Genomic DNA, 16136 nt, shown 5'->3' with positions numbered 1-16136 from the left:
GGCATTCCCGCGTCAGCGCTGCAGGGTGTCGCGCGGGTACTCGCCGAAACGCCGGGCGTAGGCGGCGCTGAACCGACCGAGGTGCGCGAAGCCCCAGCGCACGGCGACGGACGCGACGGTCGTCTCGCCGGGGCGGCCGCGCTCCAGTTCGTCGTGGATCCGGTCGAGTCGGATGCCGCGCAGCATCGCGTTCGGCGCCGTCCCGACCTGGCGTTGGAACGCCTGCTGGAGCCCGCGCACGCTGAGACCCACCCGCTCGGCGACGTCCGTCGTGGTGATCGGGGTGTGCGCCGACGCGTGCATGTACTCGATGGCGGTGCGCACCCGTCCGGTCGCGCCCTGGGGCAGGAGCACCTCTGGAGCGAGGACCGTGTGCGGGAAGGTGCGGAGGAGGACGTGCGCGGTCTCGCGAGTGGTCTCCGCCAGGGCGAGGCCCGAGAGCGGTGCCGGCCCGAGGACGATGCGGGCGGCGCGCTGCACGTGCGCGTTCCAGGCCCGCAGGTCCGCAGGGTCCGGGGTCCGCGCGTGGTCGAACACGAGCGGCCCCGGCTGGACCCCGTGCACCTCGGCGGCGACGCCCTCGAGGTACGCGCGGTCGAACTGCACGAGGCTCTGACGGAGGTCGGCGAGGTCGAACACGAAGGGCCGCCCGGACGGGAACATCATCGGCGTCCGCGGTCCGAAGGCCACCTCGTCGCGACCGATGTCGACGCGGCCGCCGCCCTCCGCGGTCCACATCACGACGTACTCGTCCCGGACCTCGACCTCGCCGCGCATCCGCCCGTCGAAGCGGGTGGACCGGAAGGTCATCGTGTCGTCACCGACGACCTTGAAGCGGTACCCGAACACCCGGTCGGTCCGGTCGGCAGCGAACCCGGCACCCTCGTAGGCGTCCTGGTACATCCGGACGGCCTCGTCCGGATCGGTGCCGGACACGTCGAAGGTCGACCGGGGATCGCGGTCGGCCCGTGCGTCTGCGGCGGCGGCGGTGCTCATCGTCCGAAGCGTCGCACGACGGGTCGCGCATCGGGCAATCGGCGTCCGCGCCGTGCGGGAAACGGCCCGACGAGTGCGGTCCGTGGATCAGTCGAGCGAGCCTCAGTCGTGCCGGGCGCGCTGGAGCGACCAGCGGTTCCGCTCGTCCACCCGGTCGTAGCGGAGGTCGTCGACGACCATCTTCACCAGCGCGAGCCCACGCCCGCTCTCGGCGAGGTCGTCCGGCAGCTCGGCCGCCCCCGGGTCGACGCCTGCCGGGGCCCCGTCGTCGCTCACCACGGCGGCGTACCCGTCGGACGAGCACGAGAGGTCCACCCGGCACGCGAGCTGCCGCCCGCGACCCGCGTGCTCGATCACGTTCGACGTCAGCTCGACGAGCGCGAGTTCGAGCGCCATCCGGTCCTCCGCGGACACCGACGGCTCGGCCTGCCACACGCGCGCCAGGAACTCGTGCACCGCGGTGACGTCGTCCGGCGGGCAGTCCAACTCGACGCGGTGCGCGCCGGTCGCGGTGGTCACAGCCAGTCGGACACCGCGGCGTCCCCGTTGGGGTACGTCCGCAGGATCTTGTCGATGTTGCTCAGCTTGAGGACCATCTGCACCTGCTCCGACGGTGCGGCGATGCGGAGGTCTCCCCCGGCCTGGCGTGCGGTCTTGAGCGATCCGACCAGGGCGCCGAGGCCCGACGAGTCCATGAAGTCGACCCCGGACAGCTCGACCGCGAGGTTCGCGCGCCCGCCCCCGACGACCTCGGCCACCCGCTCACGGAAGGCCGGAGCGGAGACCATGTTGAGTCGGCCGCTGCACTCCAGGACGGCTGTGTTCGCTGAAGCCTCGTGTACGACGATGTCCATCCGGTGCGCTCCCCTTCGGTTCGTGCTCGCAACCTACCGCGTCGAACCTACCGGGCAACCCGGGTCGTGCGTCGCCACCGGCACGGCGCGTGGGCGTACCGACCGCCCGTCAGACGGCGCGCGCCCGGCGCGCGAGCGTGCCGACCACCGGTCACGCGTCGACCCCGGCCCGGCGCGTGGCGACCAGCTGCACGACGACCGCCGCGGCCATGAGGGCCGCCATGACCGCCCCCATCGCCATCGCGGTGCCCCCGAGCGCACCGGCGAGCGGTGTCCCGAGCCCGCCGAGGCCGAAGGTCAAACCACCTTGGAGCGCCGCTGCGGTCCCCGGGTGTGCCGCCCCGACGTGCTGCGTCCGCGTCATGGCGGCGGGGAGCACGAAGCCCCACGCCCCGGTCACCACGGCGAGCGAACACCACACCGGGACCGGCCCGAGACCGAGCAGCGCCGACGTGAGGACCCCGAGCGCGCCGAGCGTCCCGACCGCCAGACCGAAGGAGAGCAACCCGTCCTCGGACCACCGCCCGACCACTCGCCGGAACACCAGCGTCGTCACGATCATCATCGAGGCGTTCGTGGCGAAGACGAGCGTGTACAGGCCCTCGCTGAACCCGTACTGGGTCTGGAACACGAACGAGCTGGTGGCGATGTACGCGAAGAACCCGATCGTCGACAGCACACCGGTGAGTACGTGGGCGCGGAACCGTCCGATCCCCAGGAGCTGCCGGATCCGGTCCCGGTTCGCGGCGAACCCGACGCCGCCGCGACGCTCCCGAGGCAGGGTCTCGTGGAACCGCAGGACGACGAACACGAAGAACACCACTCCGAGCGCCGCGAGCACCACGAACATGAGGCGCCAGTTCGCGACCGTCAGCACGGCTCCCCCGGCCAGCGGCGCCACCACGGGACCGATCGCGTTGATGGCCGCGAGGGTGCCGAACACCTTCGCCATCCGCGGCCCGTCCGTCACGTCGGACACCATCGCCCGCCCGGCGACCGCACCGGCTGCCCCAGCGAGTCCCTGGAGCACCCGCGCGATGACGAGTGTCACGGCGTCCGGGGCGAGTGCGCAGCCGACCGATGCGAGCGCGAACACGGCGGTGCCGACGAGCATCAGCGGCCGGCGCCCGATCCCGTCGCTCACCGGGCCCGCGAGCAGCTGCCCGACGGCGAACGCGACGAGGAACGCCGTCAACGACAGTTGCACGGCTCCGGGTGTCGTCGCGAGGTCACGGGCGATCGCCGGGAGAGCGGGGATGTACATGTCCGTGGCGAACGGCGACACCCCGACGATGAGGGCGAGCGGCACGATCGGCGGCAGGGTCGCGCGGGTGGTCGTCCGGTCCGTGCTGCGCTCCGTCGTCACGTCGGCCACGCTACGCCGTGTCGAATCGATTCGACAAGGTTCGAGCGCGAGAAACGCGCCCTGCCGCGGCATGGAGGACCGGTGCCGGGCCGCCGGACGCGCCCCGGGCCTCCAGGCGGTCGCGGTGCGCCGGGGGCGCGACCCGGTCGCTGTCGTACGACGACCACCGTGCCGTCCGTTCGACAGCGACGGGCGGGCACCGCGCGCCGGACACGACGAAACGCGCGTCGATCGACGGGTGGGACGTCGGAACGCGCGCGCTTCGTGGAGCAGCCGGACCGGGCCGGACAGGCCGCCGGGTCAGCCGGTGTTCTGCAGGCCGGCGGCGATGCCGTTCACGGTCAGCAGGAGCAGGCGGTGGTCGCCGTCCGTCGGGTCGGTGCTGCCGCTCGTCCGGATGGACCGGAGCGCCCGGAGCTGCAGGTGCGAGAGCGCGTCGACGTACGGGCTGCGGAGCCGGACGGCGCGGGCGAGGACGGGGCGGTCCTCGAGGACGTCCGCGCCGCCGGAGATCCGCAGCACCCAGGCCCGGGTGCGGCGCATCTCGTCGAGCACGCGTGCGGCGAGGTCGTCGCGGTCGGCCAGCTCGAGGTACCGGCCGGCGATGTACTCGTCGGTCTTCGCGAGCGACATCTCGACGTTCTTGATCATCGCGCCGAAGAGGGGCCACTCGGCGGCGGCACGGCGGAGCACGTCGACGTCCCCGACGGCCTCGAGCGCCGAGCCGAGGCCGTACCAGCCGGCGAGGTTGATCCGTGCCTGCGTCCACGAGAACACCCACGGGATGGCGCGGAGGTCCTCGAGGGACTCGACCGACAGCCCGCGACGGGCCGGCCGCGACCCGAGGGGCAGCAGGCCGATCTCCTCCATCGGGGTGACCCGGGCGAACCACGGAGCGAACCCGTCGGCCTTGACCAGGTCGTAGAACGCCTGGCGCGACACGTCGTCGAGCTGCTGCGCGAGGTCGGCGAACTCGGTGGCCGCCGCGGCCGTGCGCTGCTCGTTCGACGGCGAGGACGCGAACAGCGTGGCCGACGCCATCTGCTCGAGGTGCCGCGCGGCGATGTCCTGGTCGCCGTACTGGGCGAAGATGACCTCGCCCTGCTCGGTGAGCTTGAGCCGTCCGTCGATCGACCCCGGCGGCTGCGCGAGGACGGCCTCGTTCGCCGGTCCGCCCCCACGCCCGAGCGATCCACCACGGCCGTGGAACAGCGTCAGCTCGACGTCGTTCGCCGTGGCCCAGTCGGCGATGCGGGCCTGTGCGTCGTACAGCGCCAGGTTCGCGGACACCGGACCGACGTCCTTCGACGAGTCCGAGTAGCCGAGCATGACCTCGAGGCGACGCCCGGTCGCTGCGAGTCGGCGCCGGAACGGCTCGGTGCGGACGGCCTCGTCGAGGATGTCGACGCTGGCGTGCAGGTCAGCGAAGGTCTCGAACAGCGGGATGACGTCGAGCACCGGGGCCGCCTCGGCCGACCCGAGTGCGGCGACCGCGAGCTCGTGCACGTTCGCGAGGTCCGCCGCGGACTGCGTGAAGGACACGATGTACCGGTGTGCGGCACGGACGCCGAACCGGGCCTGGAGGTCGGCGATGGTCCGGAAGACCGACAGGACCTCCTGCGTGGTGTCGCTCAGCTCGCCGCCGGCGCGGATCTCGGCGAGGGCGGTGCGGTGCACCTGCGAGTGCTGCCGGACCTCGAGCTCGGCGAGGTGGAACCCGAAGGTCTCGACCTGCCAGACGAGGTTCTGGAGCTCACCGTTCGCCGGGCGCACGGCACCGGCCGCCACGAGCGACGCCTGGATCGTGCGCAGGTCGGCGAGGAGCTCCTCGGGGCTCGCGTAGGCGGTGCGGTCGTCACGGCGGCGCGTCGCACGGATGCGGGCAGCCACGAACAGCAGCGCCCGACGGTGCGTCTCGTTCGGCGCGCGGACGCCGATCCGCTCAGCGACGGCGGGGTCGAGACGCTCCTGCTCGGCGACGAGGACGGTGAGTCCGGCGTCGGCCGGGGTCTCGCTCGCGTCGAGCGTGAGGGCGCTGCCGATGCGGGTCGCGGCACGGGCGAGGCCGAGCAGGATGTGCTCGGACGCGATCTCGGCGGCCTGCCGGGTGACGTCGGCCGTCACGTGCGGGTTGCCGTCGCGGTCGCCGCCGATCCAGGTTCCGAAGCGCACGAACGCCGGGGCGACCACCGGGGCGCGGCCCGCGTCGTCGCCCTGCAGCCGGTCGTCGAGCAGGCGGTACACCTGCGGGACGATCTCGAAGAGCGTCTGGTCGAACACGCTCATGGCCGTGCGGACCTCGTCGAGCGGGGTCGGCCGGGTGGTCCGGAGCGGCGAGGTCCGGAGGAGCGTGGTGATCTCCTCGAGGAGGCGTCGCTCGTTCTCGGCGCGGGCGGTGGCGTTCCGCGAGCGGTCGCGCTCGTCGATGAGGTCGGTGATGCGTCGGACGGCGGTGGTGACGGCGCGGCGACGGGCCTCGGTCGGGTGCGCGGTGAGGACCGGGTGGAAGCGGAGCCCCTCGAGCCGTGCCGCCGCCTCGTCGGCGCCGACCTGCTCGACGAGCGAACCGTACGTCGCCGGGAACGAGTCGCCGGGCAGACCGCCGTCGTCGCCGCGCTGCCGGAGCACGCGCACGCGGTGGTGCTCCTCGGCGAGGTTCGTGAGGTGGAAGTACGTGGTGAACGCCTGTGCGACGGCCTCGGCCCGCTCGGCGGACATGCCCGCGACGAGTTCCTCGGCCCGCGCTGCCCCGTCGGTGCCGGAGCCCTCGTAGGCCTCGATCACCGCGGCACGCAGGGTCTCCACGTCGCGCAGCAGGTCGTCGCCGCCGACCTCGCGCAGCACCCGCCCGAGCAGGTTGCCGAGGTAGCGGACGTCGGCGCGGAGGTCGCTGTCGACCGCTCCGCTCACGTCGTCCCTGGCGCGTCCGTGACGCGTCTGGCCGTCGATCGCCGTCATGTCGTCCTTTCCGGGTCTGCCGGGGACGAGCCCCGGTATCCCAGCAGCGTATCGGGCCGCCGGGACGGGTGACGACAACCGTCCGGACGGACCAGCAGCAGCGACGACGTCGTCCGGACGGACCAGCAGCGGCACTGACCGGCGGGCCGCCACCGCGGCGGCGCGGAGCAGGCGGCACGAGCACCGGGACCGCGGCACGCGGCAGGAGCACCCCTGCAGTCGCCGTGCGCCGCGGTCCCGGCGGGTCGGTGGCGCGGGTCAGCCGTGGACGACTCGCGGAGCGGACGCGGGCGTCCGGAGCGCCTCGAGCTCGGCGAGGAGCCGTCGGTCGAGGGCGTGGGCGGTCTCGACCTCGGCGATCACCCGTTCCTGCTCGTCGGCGTCCCACGGCGCCCGGTCGAGCTGCTCGCGGTAGGTGTCACCGAACGCCGCCGGGTCCGCGACCTGCTCGCAGATCCAGAACAGCACGCCGTTCGTCTCGAAGCCGAAACGGTCGCTCAGCACGGTGCCGATCGCCCGACCGCCGGACAGGTCGCCGAGGTAGCGCGTGTAGTGGTGCGCGACGAAGCCGCCCGGCCAGGTGGCGGCGACCTCGTTGAGCCGTCGGACGTACGCGGTCGTCGCCGGCAGCGGGCACACCAGCTCGGGCCAGTCCGGCCCGATGAGGTACTCGAGGTCGGCACGGATCGCGGGCATCCGGGTGAGCTGCGGCGTCACGAACGGCGCCACGACGGGGTGGTCCGCCATCCGCTCGGCAGCGCGCTCGAGAGCGTCGTACACGAAGGCGTACTGGCCGAGGAGGTCCGCGTGGTCCGCCACGTCGCACGTCCCCGCGGCGAGGTCGTGCAGCAGGCCGTCCCCCGTCGCGGAGCCGACGGCACGCCGGGTGCGACGGCGCAGCAGCTCCGAGAACGGCGTGACGGTGGTGTCCATGAGGTAAGGCTAACCTCACCTCCTGGAGAGTCAAGCACCACGCACGCGCAACCGAGAGGAGACTCGTCCCCGATGAGTCCCAAGCCGAACCGCCCCCAGCACGTCTTCGTCGTCGACCGCACCGAGCGGCTGAGCCCCCACATGGTGCGGGTGCACCTCGGCGGCCCCGCCTTCGCCGACTTCGTGTCCGGCGCCGACCCCGACCGGATCGCCGCGACCGACCGCTACGTCAAGCTCCTGCTCGCGAAGCCGGGGCTCGGGCTCGAGCCGCCGTACGACCTCGACGAGCTCCGCGCCGCGCTGCCGAAGGAGGACCGCCCCGCCCGCCGCACCTACACGGTGCGGAGCATCGACCACGCTGCGGGCACCATCGCGATCGACTTCGTGGTGCACGGCGACGACGGCCTCGCCGGGCCCTGGGCGGCCGCGGCGCGACCCGGCGACCGGCTCGCGCTGTCCGGACCGGGCGGCGGCTACGCGCCGTCCACCGACACGTCGGTCACGCACGTGCTCCTCGGCGACGACAGCGCGCTGCCCGCCATCGGGTCCGCCCTGGAGGCACTGCCCGACGCCGTCACGGGCGTCGCCCTGGTCGAGGTGGCCGGTCCCGCCGACGAGCAGCCGATCGCCCACCCGGCAGGTGTCGACCTGCGGTGGCTGCACCGCGACGCCACCGGCGCCGAGCCGGGCACCCTGCTGCTGGACGCGGCGCGTTCGCTGCCCCGTCCCTCCCGGCCGGTGCAGGTCTTCGCGCACGGCGAGCGGACCGCGGTGAAGGCGATCCGTCGGCTGCTGCAGGACGACTGGGGGCTCGAGAAGTCCGAGCTGTCGCTGTCGGCGTACTGGGCGCTCGGGCGGGCGGAGGACCGGTTCCAGGAGGAGAAGCGGGAGCCGATCGGCGTGATCTTCGAGGAGTGACAGGGCGCGCTGCGGACGAGCACGACCCGAGGACGTAGCGTCGGCGCCGTGAAGGTGCTGCTGCTCGAGGACGACGTGGAGCTCGGCGCCGCGGTGGTCGACGGCCTGCGCGACGAGGGGTTCGTCGTCGACCACGTGGGGACGCTCCGGGACGCGGACCTCCAGCGTTCCGTGACCCACTACGACTGCCTCGTGCTCGACCGCATGGTCCTCGACGGCGACGCCGTCGCCCTCGTCGACGCGCTGCGACGGGCCGGGGACACCACGCCGACGCTGCTGCTCACCGCGCGGGACCGGGTGTCCGACCGGGTCGCCGGGTTCGAGCACGGCGCGGACGACTACCTCGTCAAGCCGTTCGCGTTCGCGGAGCTGACCGCGCGGATCCGGGCACTCGGGCGTCGGGCGGCGGACCCGGCTCCCCCGGTGCTCCGGGCCGGGGACCTCGAGCTCGACACCGCCCGGCACGAGGTCCGGCGCCGTGGGCTGCCGGTGTCGCTCACCGCGAAGGAGTTCACGGTGCTCGAGGTGCTGCTGACCGCGGCCGGGCGGGTGGTCGGCCGGACGGAGCTGCTCGAGCGTGGGTGGGACGAGATGAGCGCGCCGGGCTCGAACGTGGTGGACGTCCTCGTCGGGCAGCTCCGACGCCGGCTCGGGAGCCCGGACCCGATCGAGACCGTCCGGGGTGTCGGCTACCGGGTGACGGGGTGAGCCGGGACCGACGCCGGTCGGACCCGGCACGCCGGCGCATCGCCAGCATCCGGTGGACGACGACGCTCGTGTTCGCGGCCGCGACGGCCGCGTGCCTCGGGGTGCTCGTGGGCGCGGCGCTCCGGATCGACCTCGCGTCGCGCGGCGAGGCGACCGACACCGACCTCCGACAGCGCGCCGAGACGCTCGCGGACCTCGTCACGTTCGGCGACGACCAGGCGCTCAACCTCGGACCGGTGCAGCAGAGCCACGCCGCCGAGTCCGTGCCGGTGTACGGGTTCGTGACGGACCGGGCGATCGCGTACGCGCAACCCGGGCAGGACGCGCTGCCGTCGGACGGCGTGCTGCGGCGAGCGCTCGCGGACGCTCGGCGAGCCGACGGGCAGGTCGTGACGTTCGTCGCGCCCGAGGCCTCGGCTCCCGACGGCCCCGAGCTGCACTGGGCGGCGGCGACGATCACGGACTTCGGGACCTACGTGGACGGCGGGTACACGGGTGGGATCGCCGTCGCGGGCAAGCCCGTGGCCGCCGCGGTCGGGCACACGCAGCTCCGCACCGGGTTGCTGCTCGCAGCGGGGGCGTTGACGCTCCTGGCGGCGGGGCTGGCGCACGTCGTCGCGGGGATCGCGGTGCGCCCGGCGGTGCGGGGGTTGGAGGCGCAGGAGCAGTTCCTGGTCGAGGCGGCGCACGAGCTCCGCACCCCGCTCGCGACGCTGCGGGTGCTGGCCGAGCGTCGGGCGCCGCCGGAGCAGACGGTGCGGCAGGTGGACCGGCTCGTGGCGTTGACCGAGCGGTTGCTGCTCCGGGCGCGTTCGGCGGGCCCGGCAGTGGTGTCGACGGTGCCGGTGCGGCTCGACCAGGTCGTCGAAGGAGCGGTGATCGCCCACGTCGAGGCGGCCGGTCCCGGTGCTACCGCCGACGCCGACATCGAGCTGCGGAGCGAACCGACGGTGGTGGACGCGGACCCGGAGCTGGTCGAGCGGATCGTGGAGAACCTGCTCGCCAACGCGGAGCGCCACGGGGCTGCGCCGGTCGCGGTCCGGGTCCGGGACGGTGCCCTGCGGGTCGCCGACCGTGGCCCGGGCGTCCCTGCACGGGACCGTCGACGGGCCCTGCGTCCGGGAGCGACCGGCGGGCTCGGGACGGGGACCGGGTTGGCGATCGTGCGGTGGGCGGCGCGGGCGCAGCGGGCCGAGCTGTCCCTGTTGCCCACCGCCCCGGAGGACGCCGAGCATCCCGGGCTGACCGTGGTCGTGCGGTTCCGGCAGGGTCGGGCCCGCGCCTCATCGAAACCTCATGCTCGCGGGCGGAGCGTGGACGCAGGCAGACAGGAAGGAGCCTGAGATGACCACCACGACGTGGAAGAGCGCGGCGTTCGCGGGGGCTGCGGGGATCATCGCCCTCGTCGCCCTCGCCGGGTGTGCGAGCGGCGGCGCTGTACAGGCGGAACCGACCACGGGGAGCACGCACAGCGCTGCCGGCGCGGCGTCCGCGACCGGGGCGAGCAGTGCCTCCAGTCCGGCGACCGCGTCGTCGGCGACCGACGCCGACGGGACGTCATCGGAGGCCGGGTCGCTCCGTTCGGGTGCGTGCACGGCGACACACCTGCACGGGTCGGTGACGACCGCCGCCGGCGGCGGGAGTGCCGGGCACCAGGCGTACGAGATCGTCTTCCGGAACACGGGCTCGTCGCCGTGCACCCTGCAGGGCTGGCCGGGGGTGTCCTTCGTGGGGAAGGGCAACGGGACGCAGCTCGGGGCGCCGGCGACGTTCGACCGGTCGAGTGCGCACGGGACGGTGACGATCGCGGCCGGAAGCACAGCGCACGCGACGCTGCTCGTGGCGCAGGCGCGCAACTACGAGGACTGCGGGATCACGACGGCGGACGGGTTCCGGGTGTACCCGCCGGGGTCGGAGCAGTCGTTGTTCGTGGACGCGGGGCAGCTGGAGCTGTCGGCGTGCACGGCATCGGGTGTGGAGCAGTTGCAAGTGCAGGCGGTGCAGCCGGGGGCGTGAGCGGTCGCTCCGCGTCGGTCAGGCCGGGTCCGTCCCGGTCTGACCGACGATGGTGCGCAGGGCGGTCCAGTCGGGCGTCGGGGCGTCGGTGTCGACGTCGGCGCGTGCGCCGTCGTGCGCGGCGGCGCGCGCGGCTTCGCGGAGGGCGGCGGGCGCTTCGGCGCATGCGGCTTCGTGAAGTGCGGCGCGGGCTTCGTCGTGCAGGGCAGCGGCCTGGAGGACCGTGGCCGGGCCGAGCGGGCCGGCCAACGCGGCGAGGGCGCGGGCTGCGGCCGCGTCGGCCACGGACCCGGACCGGTGGTGCGTGGTCCCGGTGCGCCGGTCCTCGACGGCCATCCAGCGTTCGAGCGTGCTCCTGACGACGCCGAGGACGAGGTGCAGGCCGATCAGGTCGGCGCCGCGGCCGAACCGCGTCGCCGCGAGGGCGAGGTCGAAGCGCACGGCGTTGTCCGGCGACGGCTCCGGCAGCCGCACCGTCCCGCCCCGGACCGCGGCGTCGACGCGCCGACCGTCGGCGAGGACGAGTCGCAGGCGCTGCACGGTGCCGTCCGCGTGGTCTCGGGTGTCCTGCCACGCCCAGGGCGTCCCGTCGAAGAGGTGCCCGGCGTCCGCGTCGCTGGTGAGGTCGAGCTCGAGGTCGAGGTCGCTCCACCGGTCGAGGTGATCGGGCGTCGTGACGGACCCGTACGGCCGGACGTCGCGGACGGTCGGGGCGGCGGTGCGGAGCCGTTCGAGGAGGTCGAGCTGCCAGTGCATGCCCGAACCCTACGAGGGTCGGTAGCGTCGCGGTCGTGGGCCGGGGACGCTGTGTCGTCGGCTCGTGTGAGACTCGCCGGGTGACGAGCTGCTGTGCACCCGGGTGCGACTCCCCCGCGACGGACGCTGCCGCTGCGGTGCCGCTCTGCGGCGTGCACCACGAGGCCGTGCTCGACGAGGCCGGGGTCGAGGAGGCCGGGGTCGAGGACGTCCTGCCCGGCCCGTGCCTGCTCTGCGGATCGCGGGTCGGCGTCCGCTACCCGAGCGGTGCCGTGTGCGCCGTCTGCGAGTGGCGCTGGGGCGACGTGCCCGACGGCGACCTCGCTCCCCCGCGGGTCGACGTCGTGTACTACCTGCGGATGCGGGACGCCTCGGGCGACCGCATCAAGATCGGGACGACCGCGAACCCCCGGCAGCGGCTCGCGGCGATCGCGCACCAGGACCTCCTCGCGTTCGAGCGCGGCGACCGCACGGTCGAGCGTCGACGGCACGCACAGTTCGCCGGGACGCGCTACCCGGGCACCGAGTGGTTCCGGACGACTCCGGAGCTGCTCGCCCACGTCGGGGTGGTCGCTGCTGGCGTCGGGGACCCGTGGGAGCTCCTGGCCCGGTGGCGGAGCGAGGCGCTGGCGCTGCGGGGCTGATCGACGTCTGCGGTCAACCGCTCAGGTCTGCCGACGCGATCGGTTCGAGCCGCATCGCGCCGCCGACCTCGCGGTACCGGACGAGGGCGAGGCACGCTCCTCGGAGGTCGCCGAGCGGCACGTCGCGTGCCCGGTCGACGTACGCGGCGACATGCGGTTCCGGTGCGGCTGCGCGGTGCACCCTCAGGGAGACGTGGGCGGTGTCGCGGACGAACGCCGGCGCGGGCGGTTCTCCGCCGTGCAGGGCGGCACCGACCTCTCGCATCCGTCGTCGGACGGCGAGCAGTCGGTCGTCGGCGAATCCCTGTGCGAACACGCCAGCAGCCGAACCGCCGAGGCCGCGGAAGGACACCTGTGGCATCCCTCCACGGAGCGCTTCTCCGGCCGCCACCCGGTAGGCCTCGACGAGTACGGGGTCCACCTCGTCGCGGTACGGCTCAAGGCTGGTGACGGTCATGTGCAGGTCGGACGGAGCGACCACGGTCTGTGGGCCGGCCATCCGGTCGGCGAGCGCAGCCGTCGCCTCGACGAGTCGTGCGTGCAGCTCCGCGCCCGGGAGCACGACGAGGCTGAGCCCCCAGCGGGCATCGCCGTCGACGGGCGGGCGGTCGATCTCGAGGTCCCCCGTGTCGTACGAGGAACGCGCACGGGCCCACAACGCGTCGTACCTCGACAGGTACTCGTGCACGGCCATGCGCTCAGCACACCACATCCGTCTCCCGACACGGTACGGTGCGGACGTGTCGACGTCGCCGCTGCCGTTCTCCCCGCTCCCGGTCGTGACCGGCGCGATGCAGTACACCCACGGGCCGTCGTCGAGACGGGCGGAGGGCGTGCCGCGGGGTCGGGTGGTGCAGTTCGACCTCACCGACAGCACGGTGTACCCCGGGACGACCAGGACCGTCCGCGTGTTCGTACCCGCCCAGTACGACGGCTCGGAGCCGGCTGCGCTCATGGTGTTCCAGGACGGTCGGCTGTACCTCGACGATGCCGAGGACATGCGTGCCGGGACCGTCCTCGAGAACCTCGTGCACGAGGGCTCGATGCCCGTCACCGTCGGGGTCTTCGTCGACCCGGGCCAGCCGACGAACCGCAACGCCGAGTACGACCCTGCCGACGACCGCTACGTCACGTTCCTGCTGGACGAGGTACTGCCCGCCGTCGAGCAGCGAACCGGTGTCCGGTTCACCGACGACCCCGCGCGGCGCGCGATCTGCGGCGGTTCGAGCGGCGGCAACTGTGCGTTCACCGCCGCCTGGCACCGACCGGACGCATTCGGTCTCGTGCTCGGCTTCGTGTCCAGCTTCGCCCAGATCCCCGGAGGCGACCCGTACCCGGCACTCATCCGTTCAGCCGAGGACAAGCCGATCCGGGTCTTCCTGGAGGCGAACCGCTTCGACCTGCGACACGACCAGCGGGAACGGAACTGGTACAGCGAGAACCTGCTGGTCGCCGCCGCCCTCGCCGAACGCGGGTACGACCACCGACTCGTCCTCGGCGACGGCGGTCACAGCCCGAACCACGGCGGGGTGGTCCTGCCTGACGCGCTGCGGTGGCTCTGGCGCTGACGCCGGCTCAGCGGGCGTAGGCGTCGACGAACAACGGCCCGCGCAGGTCCCGCAGGGTGTCCACGAGCTGCTCGATCGTCCGCTTGGAGATGCCGGACACCTGCAGGTCGTACGGTCCGAGCGCCGGGAGCCGACCGGTCCGGATGCGGACGACCTCCCAGCCGACGGCGCGGACGGCACGGTCCTTCCGTCGGTCGGTCTCTTGCCGTGGCCCGACGTGCTCGAGGCCGTGGCGCCCGGTGGAGTCGTACTCGATCGCGACACGGAGCTCCGGCAGCACGATGTCCGGCCAGGCCTCGACGTGGTCGAAGAACGGTCGGTCGAGGCGGATCGCGTTCTGGTCGAAGGTGAAGTCGAAGCGGCCGGAGAGGGCCGCACGCAGCTCGGCCTCGACCGCGGAGGCCGTCGCGGGAGCGCAGACGCTCGTGAACGACTCACCCGAGGGGACGCGCGGGGTCTTCGGGCAGATCGTGCGCGGTACCGGCGGCCGCCGCTCGCCCGTCCGCCGCGCGCCGCTGCGGTCGGGTCGGTTCCGCGACGTCGCGACCGCTCCGGCCGGGACACCCCGAGCAGGTGCGGCGGGCAGGGTCTGCCGGCCGGTCAGCCGCACGACCCGCTGGGGTGCGGGGACGGCCGCCGGCCAGTCGGCGGGCAGGACGGGCCACCGCTGCGGCTGTGCCTGCACGGCGCACTCGGGGCACCAGACCGACCGGCGTCGCTCACGGCCCGGCCGTCCGCGCTGCTCGGCGGGGGTGGCGACGAAGACGTGTCCGACGTCGCACTCCCACGTGAGCAGGACCTCGGCCGCCGGCGGGACCTGGGTCAGGACGACGCCGTGGTTCCACTCGGGGTGGTACTGCCTCACGAGCACCGGGTAGGACTCCCACGCGGCGCGGAACTCGCCGACGGCGTACGGTACCGCGACGCCACGCGACCACTGTCGGCGGCGCCACCACGCGTCCACGGGTTCGACCACGTCGCCACGGTAGGAGCGACCGCCGACAACCGGTCCTGCACAGCGAGCCCCGGAGCGCGGGCAGTCCACAGTCCGTTCGGCTCCCTGGCGACCGATGCGCACCCGTGCCAGGGTCGAGAGCGTGTACACCGACATCACCGGCCCCGAGCTCCTCACACACCGCGGGAGCGCCGTCGAACCCGCCGACTTCGACGCCTTCTGGGCGGACACCCTCGCATCCGCACGGCAGCACCCGAGCGCCGTCGAGCTGTCCCGGGTCGACACGGGCCTGTCGACGCTCGACACGTACGACGTGTCGTTCGCCGGCTGGGACGGACAACGCGTCCGCGGCTGGCTGACGGTGCCGGCGGGGACCGCGGCCGACGCTCCGCTGCCGGCGGTGGTCGAGTACATCGGGTACGGCGGCGGGCGTGGGCTCGCGACCGAGCGCCTGTTGTGGGCGTCGGCCGGGTACGCGCACCTCGTGATGGACACCCGCGGTCAGGGTTCCGGGTGGTCGGTCGGTGACACGCCTGACCCGGACGGCACCGGCCCGGCCTCTCCCGGCGTGATGACCCGGGGCATCGAGTCACGCGACACGTACTACTACCGACGTCTCACGGTCGACGCGGTCCGCGCCGTCGACGCCGTCCGGGCGATCGACCTCGTCGACCCGGACCGGGTCGCGGTCCTCGGCGTGAGCCAGGGCGGTGGGCTCGCGATCGCCGTCGCCGGACTCGTCGAGGGCCTGGCGGGGGTGTTCCCGCGGGTGCCGTTCCTGTGCGACTTCCCCCGCGCCTCGGTGATCACCGACGCCGACCCCTACCGTGAGATCGCCCGCTACCTGGCGGTGCACCGGGATCGTCGTGACGAGGTGTTCGGTACGCTCGCCTACTTCGACGGCGCGCTGCACGCGGCACGTGCGACGGCTCCGGCATGGTTCTCGACGGCGCTGATGGACCCGATCTGTCCGCCGTCCACGGTGTACGCGGCCTACAACGCCTACGCCGGCCCGAAGGAGATCACGGTGTGGGAGTACAACGGCCACGAGGGCGGCGGCGCACACGAGGACACGGCGACGCTTCCCCGGCTCGCGAGCGTGCTGCGCGGCGAGCAGAGCCGAGGGCGAGCGGAGGGGTAGCGGAAGACGCAGCGAGCACGCGCAGCCCGGCGCCCGGCGCCCAACGCGCCTCAGCGGCCGAGCGCGTTCCGGGTGTAGCCGACGAGGGCGTTGGCGTGACCGTGCCCGAGGCCGTGCTCCTCCTTGAGCCAGGACACGACCTCCATGTGCTGGTGGCCGTCGAGCCGGGCGGCGACCAGATCCAGCCACTCCTGCACGGGGCGGCCGTACTTCGCCTCGATGCTCGGGAAGTACGACTGCGGCCCCGTCGCCTTCGTGCCGTCTGCGGGCGGCTCGGGTGCGGTCACTCGGTGTCCGGTCATGCGCTCACGGTAGCGCTGCAC

The 16136-nt window shown here is 73.7% G+C and carries 17 protein-coding genes; 7 read left to right on the top strand and 10 right to left on the bottom strand.

Annotated features, from left to right (window positions below):
• Positions 1-12: 12 nt before the first annotated feature.
• From ACIPYW_RS11895 to ACIPYW_RS11870, 6 genes are all read right to left on the bottom strand, one after another.
• Entirely contained in the window at positions 13-996 is a 984-nt protein-coding gene (locus tag ACIPYW_RS11895; protein WP_400413750.1) for an AraC family transcriptional regulator, read from the bottom strand.
• Positions 997-1098: 102 nt separating this feature from the next.
• Positions 1099-1515 (bottom strand): ATP-binding protein, encoded by a 417-nt coding sequence (locus tag ACIPYW_RS11890; RefSeq protein WP_290131917.1) that lies wholly within the window; start codon positions 1513-1515, stop codon positions 1099-1101.
• Entirely contained in the window at positions 1512-1850 is a 339-nt protein-coding gene (locus ACIPYW_RS11885; RefSeq protein WP_058726050.1) for an STAS domain-containing protein, read from the bottom strand. The genes ACIPYW_RS11890 and ACIPYW_RS11885 overlap by 4 nt, the downstream gene beginning before the upstream one ends.
• A gap of 151 nt (positions 1851-2001) precedes the next feature.
• Positions 2002-3216: a multidrug effflux MFS transporter gene (locus tag ACIPYW_RS11880; protein WP_400413746.1), complete on the bottom strand. Its 1215-nt coding sequence runs from the start codon at positions 3214-3216 to the stop codon at positions 2002-2004.
• Positions 3217-3516: 300 nt separating this feature from the next.
• The gene (locus ACIPYW_RS11875; protein ID WP_400413743.1) at positions 3517-6174 is read right to left on the bottom strand and encodes a phosphoenolpyruvate carboxylase; all 2658 of its coding nucleotides are present in this window, start codon (positions 6172-6174) and stop codon (positions 3517-3519) included.
• Between the two features lie 258 nt (positions 6175-6432).
• Positions 6433-7107 (bottom strand): heme oxygenase (biliverdin-producing), encoded by a 675-nt coding sequence (locus ACIPYW_RS11870; protein ID WP_290131921.1) that lies wholly within the window; start codon positions 7105-7107, stop codon positions 6433-6435.
• Between the two features lie 72 nt (positions 7108-7179).
• On the opposite strand from ACIPYW_RS11870, the gene ACIPYW_RS11865 reads away from it, so the two are divergent.
• Genes ACIPYW_RS11865 through ACIPYW_RS11850 form a run of 4 tightly spaced genes read left to right on the top strand, consistent with a single transcriptional unit; the run spans position 7180 to position 10749 of the window.
• Positions 7180-8025: a siderophore-interacting protein gene (locus ACIPYW_RS11865; RefSeq protein WP_400413740.1), complete on the top strand. Its 846-nt coding sequence runs from the start codon at positions 7180-7182 to the stop codon at positions 8023-8025.
• 48 nt (positions 8026-8073) lie between these two features.
• Positions 8074-8733 carry a response regulator transcription factor gene (locus ACIPYW_RS11860; RefSeq protein WP_400413737.1) on the top strand — a complete coding sequence of 220 codons (660 nt, stop codon included), beginning with the start codon at positions 8074-8076 and terminating at the stop codon, positions 8731-8733.
• Positions 8730-10076, top strand: a complete 1347-nt coding sequence (locus tag ACIPYW_RS11855; RefSeq protein WP_400413734.1) for a sensor histidine kinase — start codon at positions 8730-8732, stop codon at positions 10074-10076. The genes ACIPYW_RS11860 and ACIPYW_RS11855 overlap by 4 nt, the downstream gene beginning before the upstream one ends.
• 1 nt (position 10077) lies before the next feature.
• A complete protein-coding gene (locus ACIPYW_RS11850; RefSeq protein WP_400413732.1) occupies positions 10078-10749 on the top strand; it encodes a DUF4232 domain-containing protein in 672 nt (223 codons plus the stop codon).
• A gap of 18 nt (positions 10750-10767) precedes the next feature.
• Here the strand turns inward: ACIPYW_RS11850 and ACIPYW_RS11845 are convergent, their stop codons facing one another.
• Positions 10768-11505 carry a hypothetical protein gene (locus ACIPYW_RS11845; protein WP_400413730.1) on the bottom strand — a complete coding sequence of 246 codons (738 nt, stop codon included), beginning with the start codon at positions 11503-11505 and terminating at the stop codon, positions 10768-10770.
• Between the two features lie 80 nt (positions 11506-11585).
• On the opposite strand from ACIPYW_RS11845, the gene ACIPYW_RS11840 reads away from it, so the two are divergent.
• Positions 11586-12149 carry a GIY-YIG nuclease family protein gene (locus ACIPYW_RS11840; RefSeq protein WP_400413727.1) on the top strand — a complete coding sequence of 188 codons (564 nt, stop codon included), beginning with the start codon at positions 11586-11588 and terminating at the stop codon, positions 12147-12149.
• A gap of 13 nt (positions 12150-12162) precedes the next feature.
• Here ACIPYW_RS11840 and ACIPYW_RS11835 read toward each other — a convergent pair whose 3' ends face one another.
• Positions 12163-12843, bottom strand: coding sequence for a 2'-5' RNA ligase family protein (locus tag ACIPYW_RS11835; RefSeq protein WP_400413726.1), 681 nt, complete (start codon positions 12841-12843; stop codon positions 12163-12165).
• Positions 12844-12889: 46 nt separating this feature from the next.
• Between ACIPYW_RS11835 and ACIPYW_RS11830 the strand changes: the two genes are divergently transcribed.
• The gene (locus ACIPYW_RS11830; protein WP_400413723.1) at positions 12890-13717 is read left to right on the top strand and encodes an alpha/beta hydrolase; all 828 of its coding nucleotides are present in this window, start codon (positions 12890-12892) and stop codon (positions 13715-13717) included.
• Between the two features lie 7 nt (positions 13718-13724).
• Here ACIPYW_RS11830 and ACIPYW_RS11825 read toward each other — a convergent pair whose 3' ends face one another.
• Positions 13725-14693: a hypothetical protein gene (locus ACIPYW_RS11825; protein WP_400413721.1), complete on the bottom strand. Its 969-nt coding sequence runs from the start codon at positions 14691-14693 to the stop codon at positions 13725-13727.
• 121 nt (positions 14694-14814) lie between these two features.
• On the opposite strand from ACIPYW_RS11825, the gene ACIPYW_RS11820 reads away from it, so the two are divergent.
• Entirely contained in the window at positions 14815-15813 is a 999-nt protein-coding gene (locus ACIPYW_RS11820) for an acetylxylan esterase (protein ID WP_400413718.1), read from the top strand.
• Positions 15814-15863: 50 nt separating this feature from the next.
• Here ACIPYW_RS11820 and ACIPYW_RS11815 read toward each other — a convergent pair whose 3' ends face one another.
• Positions 15864-16115, bottom strand: coding sequence for a DUF4287 domain-containing protein (locus ACIPYW_RS11815; protein ID WP_400413716.1), 252 nt, complete (start codon positions 16113-16115; stop codon positions 15864-15866).
• Between the last annotated feature and the right edge of the window lie 21 nt (positions 16116-16136).

Origin of the sequence: Curtobacterium sp. NPDC089689, from assembly GCF_044749145.1 — a bacterium.
GTDB lineage: Bacteria > Actinomycetota > Actinomycetes > Actinomycetales > Microbacteriaceae > Curtobacterium.
The sequence above is the reverse complement of the archived record's forward strand: the minus strand, read 5'-3'. Positions and strand labels throughout refer to the sequence as shown.

Bases quoted from the DNA above. Each gene is read 5' to 3' on its own strand.
- ACIPYW_RS11865 (WP_400413740.1), top strand. From the start codon at position 7,180: ATGAGTCCCAAGCCGAACCGCCCCCAGCACGTCTTCGTCGTCGACCGC.
- ACIPYW_RS11850 (WP_400413732.1), top strand. From the start codon at position 10,078: ATGACCACCACGACGTGGAAGAGCGCGGCGTTCGCGGGGGCTGCGGGG.
- ACIPYW_RS11835 (WP_400413726.1), bottom strand. From the start codon at position 12,843: ATGGCCGTGCACGAGTACCTGTCGAGGTACGACGCGTTGTGGGCCCGT.
- ACIPYW_RS11895 (WP_400413750.1), bottom strand. From the start codon at position 996: ATGAGCACCGCCGCCGCCGCAGACGCACGGGCCGACCGCGATCCCCGG.
- ACIPYW_RS11870 (WP_290131921.1), bottom strand. From the start codon at position 7,107: ATGGACACCACCGTCACGCCGTTCTCGGAGCTGCTGCGCCGTCGCACC.
- ACIPYW_RS11875 (WP_400413743.1), bottom strand. From the start codon at position 6,174: ATGACGGCGATCGACGGCCAGACGCGTCACGGACGCGCCAGGGACGAC.
- ACIPYW_RS11845 (WP_400413730.1), bottom strand. From the start codon at position 11,505: ATGCACTGGCAGCTCGACCTCCTCGAACGGCTCCGCACCGCCGCCCCG.
- ACIPYW_RS11885 (WP_058726050.1), bottom strand. From the start codon at position 1,850: ATGGACATCGTCGTACACGAGGCTTCAGCGAACACAGCCGTCCTGGAG.
- ACIPYW_RS11815 (WP_400413716.1), bottom strand. From the start codon at position 16,115: ATGACCGGACACCGAGTGACCGCACCCGAGCCGCCCGCAGACGGCACG.